Origin of the sequence: Dermacoccus sp. UBA1591, from assembly GCF_002322065.1 — a bacterium.
GTDB lineage: Bacteria > Actinomycetota > Actinomycetes > Actinomycetales > Dermatophilaceae > Dermacoccus > Dermacoccus nishinomiyaensis.
This window is the reverse complement of sequence record NZ_DCNR01000110.1, coordinates 36,399-45,648: the sequence shown is the minus strand read 5'-3', so window position 1 is coordinate 45,648 and position 9,250 is coordinate 36,399. Positions and strand designations below refer to the sequence as shown.

The following is a 9,250-nucleotide window of genomic DNA, read 5'->3' as shown; positions in this document are numbered from 1 at the left end:
ACGTCGAGCAGGAAGCCGAGACGCGCCGCGATCTCCTTGATGACGCGCTCGGCGATCTGCCGCTCGCGCGAGGTGAAGTCGACGTCGTCGAGGAAGTGCGCGGACTCCGAGATCGGCAGCGCGCACACCTCGGCGATCGACTTGCCGCCGATCGTCACCGACAGCGACTCGGGCTTGAGGCGTGCGCCGTTGCACGTCGGGCATGGCACCTCGCGCATGTAGCCCTCGTAGCGCTCACGGCTCCACTCCGACTCCGTCTCCGTGTGGCGACGCTTGACGAACGGGATGACGCCCTCGAAGCCCGTCGAATAGGAGCGCTCACGCCCGAAACGGTTGCGGTAGGTGACGTGAACCTTGTGGTTCTTGCCCTCGAGCAGCATCGTCTTCGCCTTGGCCGGCAGGTCGCGCCACGGGGTGTCGAGGTCGAACCCGCTCTCCTTGCCGAGCGCGCCCATGACGCGGACGAAATAGTCGGCGGCACCGCTGCCCTGCGCCCACGGCAGGATCGCGCCCTCGCGCAGCGTCTTGTCCTCGTCGGGGATGATGAGGTCGGGGTCGACACGCAGCTCGGTGCCGAGACCGGTGCAGGCCGGGCAGGCACCGAACGGGCTGTTGAACGAGAACGAACGCGGCTCGATCGCGTCCATCGACAGCGCGTGGTCGTTCGGGCAGGCGAGCTTCTCCGAGTAACGGCGCTCGAGCGGCAGCTCGTCGTGCGCGTCCTCGGCGCCCTCGCGCACGACGCGTTCGATGACGACGAGGCCGTCCGCGAGGCCGAGGGCCGTCTCGACCGAGTCGGTGAGGCGCTGGCGGCCGCTGAGGTCGTCCGGCCCCTTCGCGACGAGACGGTCGACGACGACGTCGATCGTGTGCTTCTTCTGCTTCTCCAGCGTCGGCGGTTCGCTCAGCGTCACCGTCTCACCGTCGACACGGGCACGGGAGAAGCCCTTCGTCTGCAGTTCGGCGAACAGGTCGACGTACTCGCCCTTGCGGGCGCGCACGACGGGTGCAAGCACCTGGAAGCGGGTGCCAGACGGTAGCTCCTGGATCGAGTCGACGATCTGCTGCGGCGTCTGGCTGCCGACCGGCGCGCCGCAGACGGGGCAGTGCGGGCGACCGGCGCGGGCGAAGAGCAGACGGAAGTAGTCGTAGACCTCCGTGATCGTGCCCACCGTCGAGCGCGGATTGCGGTTCGTGCTCTTCTGATCGATGGAGACGGCGGGGCTGAGGCCTTCGATGAAGTCGACGTCCGGCTTGTCCATCTGACCGAGGAACTGACGCGCGTACGCCGACAGGGATTCGACGTAGCGGCGCTGGCCCTCGGCGAAGATCGTGTCGAACGCGAGGGACGACTTGCCCGAGCCGGACAGCCCGGTGAACACGACGAGCGCGTCACGCGGGATCTCGATCGAGACGTTCTTGAGGTTGTGCTCCCGTGCGCCGCGCACGAGAAGGTGATCGTGGCCGCGACGTGGGGCCACGGCGTTGCTGCTGCTTGGAATCTTCGGCACGTCCCCCATGCTAGGTGCGCGCACCGACAACCCCCGAACGGCGCGGGGAAACCCACCCCTGTGGGCACCCGGGACACGCCCACGACGACGGATCAGGCCATGGCGCCGGTCCGATTAGTCTGGGGCGCATGTCTGTGGATTTCACCCCTTCCGAGGTCAACACCACCCCGATCGAGGACTACGCCATCATCGGTGACACCGAGACGGCGGCGCTCGTCAGCCTCCGGGGGTCCATCGACTGGTTGTGCCTGCCCCGCTTCGACTCGTCGAGCTGCTTCACGGCGCTGCTCGGCACGCCGGATCACGGACGCTGGCTGCTCGGGCCCGCCGAGGAGGCCACGACGACGCGGGCGTACCGCGAGGACAGTTTCATCCTCGAGACGATCCACGAGACGGCGACCGGCAAGGTGAAGGTCACCGATCTCATGCCCGTCAGCGACGGCCGCGCAGACGTCCTGCGTCGCGTCGAGGGCCTCGAGGGTACCGTGACGTTGGAGCAGGAGTGGGTCGTCCGCCTCAACTACGGCAAGGTGAAGCCGTGGGTGAGCCACCACCCGGGGCACGTGCAGGACGAGGAGGTGCTCGTCGCGATCGCCGGCCCCGACATGCTCATCTTCCGCGGCGACCGGCTGCCCGTCGGCAACGAGGGGCGTCACCGTGACCTGTTCGACGTCTCCGCCGGTGAGGCGCTCGACTTCAGCATGACGTGGGTGCCGAGCTACAAGCCGATCCCGATCCCGCTCGACACCGACAAGCGCATCGCGTCGACGCTGGGGCGCTGGAACGACTGGATCGGCCACTGCACCTACGACGGGCCGCACGCCGACGTCGTGCGTCGCAGCCTGCTCGTGCTCAACCTGCTGACGGACAGCCGCCGCGGCGGCATCGTCGCGGCGCCGACGACGTCGCTGCCGGAGGACTTCGGTGGTGAACGCAACTGGGATTACCGCTACTGCTGGCTGCGCGACGCCTCGCTAGGTCTCGAGTCGCTGCTGCGCGCCGGCTACGTCGACGCGACGATCAAGTGGCGCGAGTGGCTCGTGCGTGCCCTCGCCGGTGATCCCGAGGACATGCAGATCATGTACACGATCGACGGTGGGCGCGAGCTGCCCGAGCGTGAACTCGACCATCTGCCCGGGTACGCGGATTCGCGGCCGGTGCGTGTCGGCAACGGCGCCGTCGACCAGAAGCAGACGGACGTCCTCGGCGAGGTCATGATCGCCTTTGAGCACGCGCGCGCCAAGGGTGGGTACGAGAACGAGCAGACCTGGGCGATCCAGGCCGCGCTAGTCAACCAGCTCGCCGAGCACTGGGACGAGCCGGACAACGGTTTATGGGAGATCCGCGGGCCGCTGCAGCACTTCACGCACTCGCGCGTCATGGTGTGGGCTGCGTTCAACGCGGCGATCTCCGCCGTCGAGAAGCACGGCCACCCGGGCGACGTCGAGCGGTGGCGCGAGGTGCGCGAGCTCGTGCGTGAGGAGATCCTCACGAAGGGTTTCAACGTGCAGAAGAACACGTTCACGCAGCACTACAACACGACCGAGGTCGACGCGTCGCTGCTGCTCATCCCGGCCGTCGGGTTCCTGCCCGCCGACGATCCTCGCGTCATCGGCACGGTGCGGGCCATCGAGAACGACCTCATGCGCGGCGGTTTCCTCCTGCGCTACCGCACCGAATCGGGCGTCGACGGCCTCGCCGGAGACGAGCACCCGTTCCTCGCCTGCTCGTTCTGGCTCGTCTCCGCGTACGCGAAGATCGGTGAGCTCGACAAGGCCGAGGAGCTGTTCGACCGGTTGTGCGACCTGCCGAACGACGTCGGACTGCTCGCCGAGGAGTACGACCCCGAGGAGATGACCCAGGTCGGCAACTACCCGCAGGCCTTCAGTCACCTCACTCTCATCGGCGCCGGCTACGACCTGCATGAGGCGCAGGTCGCTGCGCGCGGGGCGAACGTCTGACGCGGTGGTAGCGGGGTTTCCTGCCCCGGCGGCCCAGAGCGACGACACTGATGACGCGGCATCGGCTGCACGCTCGCGCTGTCACGGGCCCGGGCCGCCCCTGCGCGCGGCGTGCCCGGGCCACCCGGCGCCGGTACCTGTGGCACCGGTGGCTGGGTGGGTGAGATGGTAGAGGCATGAGTGCTTACCTCTCCGATGTGAAACCGGGCGACGCGCCGTCACGACTCGACCTGCCGGGGCTGACGATGTGGAAGCTGTCAGTTTCCGACATGCACAACAACGTGTATCTGCTGCGTGATGCGACGCCCGAGACGGGTGGTGCGGCGGTGCTCATCGACGCTGCGGCAGATGCCGGAGCCATCACGGCGATGCTCGACGAGGCGTGCGTCGATCGTCTCGATGCCGTCGTGACGACCCACAAGCACTGGGATCATCACCGCGCCCTGCCCGAGCTCGCCGAGCGTGCTGACGCGACGCTCGCCGGTCTCGAGGACGGACCGCACCTCCCGGTCGCGCCCGCGCGGACGCTGAGTGACGGTGACACGATTCAGTTCGGCGCGCAGACGCTCGTCGCGCACCACGTGCCAGGCCACACCCCCGGCAGCGTCGTGTTGTCGTGGACGCCACCCGCCGGCAGCGACGCTCTGCCTCAGCTGTGGACGGGCGACACGCTGTTTCCTGGCGGCGTCGGCGCGACGACGCATTCCGATGAGCAGTCGTTCGACGAGCTGTTCACCATGGTTCGCGATCGCATCTTCGGGCGTTTCGACGATGCCGACGTTCACCCGGGCCACGGCGACGACACGCGTCTGTCTGTCGAACGCCCGCACCTCGACGAGTGGCGCGAACGCGGTTGGTGAGCTGAGCGCCCGACATCATCGTCGCCCTTGACTGCATGGTCCCCTGACTGCACGATGCGGTCGTTGCGTGACCACCGCACCTGGATGCGTGGCGTGGGCAGGCCTGGCGACCTGGGCGCCCGACATCATCGCCGCCCTTGCCTGCACGACGCGGTCTTTGCGTGAATGACCGCACCTGGATGCGTGGCGCGGGCAGGCCTGGCGACTTGAGCGCCGACGACGACGCGGGTCTGCGGCGCGCCGCGGTGACCAACCGGATGGTCATGCCTCGACCAGGTGCGCGAACACCTCTGGTGCCTTGAGCGCCGGCGATGTCTCGTATCGCAGCCGCGGCTGAGTGACGCGCAGGCAGGGGCCGGCGTCGTCGGTGCGTCTCGTCGACTGGCGTGTCATGACGAACGAGCGGCGGGGCTGCGAACCCTCGCAGCTCGCGGCCCCGCCGGTCGCACGTGCAGGGGGATCGTCAGCCGGCGAGGGGCTTCTGACGCGGTTCGTCGCCGAGTTCGCCACGCGCTTCGGCGCGCTTCTCGAACCAGATCGTCGCGAACGGGATCACGGCGCAGAGCAGGCCGATGCCGATCGTCTTGTTCGGCCAGCTCTTCTCCTGCCACAGCTTGAGCGCGCACAGGACGTACCCGATGAACATGACGCCGTGGATGGGCCCGGCGATCTGCACTCCGACCTCAGTGGTCTTGAGCACCCACTTGAAGAACATGCCGATGAGAAGCAGACCCCAGGAAACAGCTTCGGCGAACGCGAAGATCTTGAAGATTCGAGACATGCGGCGATTCTACTGAGACGGCCTGAGTGCCGGCCGATGGAGCGTGCCTGCCAACAGCTCAGCTCGCGGGAGCGAGCGTGGTCGCGACCGTCTCCCCGCTCGGGAGAGTCGTCCAGCGGCGGCCGGTCGGTGACTCCCACGTGCAAACTCCGTCTGGCGTCATGGTCACGGCATAGCCGCCGAAGGTCTTGGCGCGGTGATGGTGGCGGCACAGGGCCTGCAGGTTGCCGACGCACGTCGGCCCACCGTCGGCGTGCGGGACGACGTGGTCGAGGTCGCAGTTCGTCGAGACCCGGGTGCAGTGCGGGAAGCGGCAGTGCACGTCACGCTCACGGACAAGCCGCGCCACTCGCGCGCCGGGACGATACGTCGTCGAGCAACTCGCGAGCGTCGTCCACGCACCGTCAACGAGGTCGATCGTGAACGTGGTGTCGACGAGCGCCGCGACGAGGCGAACGGCTGCCGCGTCGACGTGGCCCAGGCCGGGGATGTGGGCCGCGCCCAATGTGTCCGGGGGTCGCGTGATGACGCCGATCGGCCCGGCCTCAGCGTGCTGACGGGGCCGACTAAGACCGTCCTCATCAAGACCGCCCTCGTCGAGACCGCAGTTGGGGACGGAGGCGAGCGACGCAGGGGGCTCCAGCGTTCCGAACCGCCGGTCGGAAGGCGCTGGTGGGCTCGCGTGGACGGGCACCTTGAGGTGCATGACGGTGTTGACCGTTGAGTTCGCGAAGACAAGGTCGAGCAGTGCGCCGACGCGAACGGCGCCGAGGGGTTCGGTGCCACTCCCTGCCACACTGACGTGGCTCGCGGCGCGCCACCGCGCGAGTTCGTCACGTGGATCTGGCGCATGGTCGTTGAGCGTCTGAGCGTGCGCTTCGATCGCGGCGCGGAGACGGGCAGCGTCCTCGGTGGCCATGATCAGACGCACCTCGGTGAGGGTGTCGAAATCGAGGTGGGGCGTGAACCATAGCCCGTGCTCACGACGGGGGTCGACGGTGTCGGCCTCGGTCTGCGCCAGCCGCCTGTCGTGCAGCAGTTTGCGCGCCCGGGAGCGGGCACCGTCGACGCTGAGGTGGTGTGCTCCCCCGCTCACGAGATCCGTGAGCACCTCTGCAGCCAACTCGTCGTCGAGGTGCGCCATCTCACGCGCCAGCGTGGCGGCCACCATGGTGCGGCAGGCTCCCCGCAGCGTCAGTTCGTGCAGAGCGGGCGCGCGGTCGCGGAGCATGCGTCCGTCGACAGCGAGGCGCGACGCGGTGGCGCTCGAACACCCGAGGGCGTTCCCGAGATCATCCCCCGCGAATTCGCCTGCGGTCGGAGGGCGTTCGCAGAGCCCATAGTTCTCCTCGTCGAGGTGAGCACGCTGGGCGACCGTGTCTTCGTGTTCGACGGCGACGGCGTGAAGCACCGCGTCGGCGGCCCTCGTCACCTCCTGCGCAGCAACGGCGATGTCTTCCAGTTGTGCTTGGAGCGTGAACGTGCGCGTGTGGCGCTCATCGAAGGTTCGCGGCAACGCGTCGCCCGAGCAGGGCGCCAATGTCTCCGGGTCGGCCAGCGCCTGCTCTGCGATCGCGCGCGTCAGCAGAACCCATGCGCCCACCAGCTCGGTGGACGGCATGGCGGCGACCGTCTCGGCCGTCACTGCCAGCGTTTGATCCATGCCACTAGTTTAGTACACATGTTCGAATCTTGGTAGGGTCAAAGGGATAGTGAGTGAACCCACTGGCCGGCCCTTCCTCCGCGCCAGGGCTGCATCACGAATCACAAGAGCACCCGCCGCGTGCAACCCTGCGATCAGGCGGCGCTGGTTTGCACCCGCTTGGTCTACCGCCTGACGGCAGACGAGGTACAGGCGACTGGTGGTTGACTCATCCCATGGCCTCAGCGACGCTGCCCACGCACATTGCCGTCGTGGCACTCGTTCGGGACGCGAGGGTGCTACTCGCTCACCGCCACCCGAACCGGATGAATTATCCGGACCTGTGGGACCTGCCCGGGGGACACGTCGAACCCGGCGAGTCCGCCGAGTGCGCTGCCCGTCGCGAGTGCGTCGAAGAGCTCGGAGTGACGGTGATCGATGCAGAGCGATTTCCGATGGCCTGCAGCGATCCAGCCCTGTTGAAGCATGCGTTCTTCGCGACGCGCTGGGTAGGGAACCCCCGCAACATCGCGCCCGACGAGCACGACGACATCGGCTGGTTCGCCGAGAGCGAACTGCCCCGGTTGGCCATGGCCGATCCTGCGGGGTGTCAGGACCTCGTCAGGCTCATGCGGGCGATCAAATGACATCAGCCCCGGCGTGGCGTGACCGTATTTCGCTTGCCGGTCGGCTGCCTCGCCCATAGCGTGTCGAGCATGCCCCAACCTGCTGGCTTCGCCTTTCTCGAACGTGATGGCGTCGTTGTCATCACTCATCACGGACGCACAGCGACGACTCTTAGGGGCGCGCGTGCTGCGGACTTCTTGGAAGACGTCGAGGACGGTGACGCTCAGGAGATCATGGCGCGCCTCACCGGCAACTATCGCCGCGGCAATGAGCGTCAGGCCCGCAACCATCCTCGCAACAAGGGGCGATGACCACGCGGCGCCGAGATCCCACCCGGCGCCGCGGACGCCATCAGGGCGCTACTTCTGCGCCTCCGTCATCTGGCGCAGTTCTTTCTTGAGGTCACGTAATTCGTCGCGCAGACGCGCTGCGAGTTCGAACTGCAGCTCGGAGGCCGCCTCACTCATCTGGGCCTGCAACTCCTGGATGAGGCCCGCGAGGTCGGCGGCGCTGCTCGCCTCGCGCTTCGCGCCCGCGGCGACGTTCGCGTCGGCACTCGCCGCACCGCTGCCGCCGCGACCCTTACCACGCGACATCGAACGGCCGGAACCGAGCAGTGCGTCCGTGTCGGCGGACTCGCGCTGCAGCATGTCGGTGATGTCCGCGATCTTCTTGCGCAACGGCTGTGGGTCGATGCCCTTCTCCGTGTTGTACGCGATCTGCAGCTCACGGCGGCGCGACGTCTCGTCGATCGCCTCCTGCATCGACGGCGTCACCTTGTCGGCGTACATGTGCACCTGACCGGAGACGTTTCGCGCAGCGCGACCGATGGTCTGGATCAGGCTTCGTGCGGACCGCAGGAAGCCCTCCTTGTCGGCGTCGAGGATCGCGACGAGCGACACCTCCGGTAGGTCGAGACCCTCACGGAGCAGGTTGATGCCGACGAGGACGTCGAACTCACCCATGCGCAACTCGCGCAGCAACTCGACGCGGCGCAACGTGTCGACCTCCGAGTGCAGATAGCGCACCCGCACACCCTTGTCGAGCAGATAGTCGGTGAGATCCTCGGCCATCTTCTTCGTCAAGGTCGTGACGAGGACACGCTCGTTCTTGTCCGTCCGTGTGCGGATCTCGCCGAGCAGATCGTCGATCTGCCCCTTCGTCGGCTTGAGCACGATCTCGGGATCGACGAGACCCGTCGGGCGGATGACCTGCTCGACGTAGCCGTCGCTCTTGCTCATCTCGTAGTCGCCCGGCGTCGCCGAGAGGTACACCGTCTGCCCGATGCGCTCGAGGAACTCCTCCCACTTCAACGGCCGGTTGTCCATCGCGCTCGGCAGACGGAAACCATGGTCGACGAGGGTGCGCTTGCGCGACATGTCACCCTCGTACATCGCCCCGATCTGCGGGACCGTCTGGTGCGACTCGTCGATGACGAGGAGGAAATCCTCCGGAAAGTAGTCGAGCAGCGTGTTCGGCGCGGTACCGGGGCCACGACCGTCCATGTGACGGCTGTAGTTCTCGATGCCGGCGCACGACCCGACCTGCCGCATCATCTCGATGTCGTACGTCGTCCGCATCCGCAAGCGCTGCGCCTCGAGCATCTTGCCCTCGGCCTCGAACCGCTTGAGCTGATCGCCCAGCTCGACCTCGATGCCGGCGATGGCGCGCTCCATGCGCTCGGGCCCGGCGACGTAGTGCGTCGCCGGGAAGACGTACATCTCCGACTCCTCGTTGACGATCTCCCCCGTCAACGGGTGCAACGTGTAGAGCCGGTCGATCTCGTCGCCGAAGAACTCGATACGGATCGCGAGCTCCTCGTACACGGGGATGATCTCGACCGTGTCGCCGCGCACGCGGAACGTCCC

The 9,250-nt window shown here is 67.5% G+C and carries 8 protein-coding genes; 4 read left to right on the top strand and 4 right to left on the bottom strand.

Features of this window, described 5'->3' with window-relative positions; translation table 11 throughout:
* On the bottom strand, positions 1–1,520 hold a 1,520-nt coding region (locus B2284_RS12295; protein WP_476728574.1), incomplete at its 3' end, for a UvrA family protein.
* A gap of 119 nt (positions 1,521–1,639) precedes the next feature.
* Between B2284_RS12295 and B2284_RS12290 the strand changes: the two genes are divergently transcribed.
* Both B2284_RS12290 and B2284_RS12285 read left to right on the top strand, forming a co-directional pair.
* Positions 1,640–3,472: a glycoside hydrolase family 15 protein gene (locus tag B2284_RS12290; RefSeq protein ID WP_074039359.1), complete on the top strand. Its 1,833-nt coding sequence runs from the start codon at positions 1,640–1,642 to the stop codon at positions 3,470–3,472.
* A 176-nt stretch (positions 3,473–3,648) separates the two neighbouring features.
* A complete protein-coding gene (locus B2284_RS12285; RefSeq protein WP_074039360.1) occupies positions 3,649–4,332 on the top strand; it encodes an MBL fold metallo-hydrolase in 684 nt (227 codons plus the stop codon).
* 463 nt (positions 4,333–4,795) lie between these two features.
* Here B2284_RS12285 and B2284_RS12280 read toward each other — a convergent pair whose 3' ends face one another.
* Both B2284_RS12280 and B2284_RS12275 read right to left on the bottom strand, forming a co-directional pair.
* Entirely contained in the window at positions 4,796–5,113 is a 318-nt protein-coding gene (locus tag B2284_RS12280) for a DUF3817 domain-containing protein (protein WP_006945470.1), read from the bottom strand.
* Positions 5,114–5,171: 58 nt separating this feature from the next.
* The gene (locus tag B2284_RS12275) at positions 5,172–6,776 is read right to left on the bottom strand and encodes an HNH endonuclease signature motif containing protein (RefSeq protein WP_131941067.1); all 1,605 of its coding nucleotides are present in this window, start codon (positions 6,774–6,776) and stop codon (positions 5,172–5,174) included.
* A gap of 215 nt (positions 6,777–6,991) precedes the next feature.
* Between B2284_RS12275 and B2284_RS12270 the strand changes: the two genes are divergently transcribed.
* A complete protein-coding gene (locus B2284_RS12270; RefSeq protein ID WP_074039363.1) occupies positions 6,992–7,402 on the top strand; it encodes an NUDIX hydrolase in 411 nt (136 codons plus the stop codon).
* A gap of 69 nt (positions 7,403–7,471) precedes the next feature.
* Positions 7,472–7,693, top strand: a complete 222-nt coding sequence (locus B2284_RS12265; protein ID WP_038570941.1) for a hypothetical protein — start codon at positions 7,472–7,474, stop codon at positions 7,691–7,693.
* A 48-nt stretch (positions 7,694–7,741) separates the two neighbouring features.
* On the opposite strand, the gene B2284_RS12260 is transcribed toward B2284_RS12265, so the two are convergent.
* On the bottom strand, positions 7,742–9,250 hold a 1,509-nt coding region (locus B2284_RS12260), incomplete at its 5' end, for a helicase-related protein (protein ID WP_286697581.1).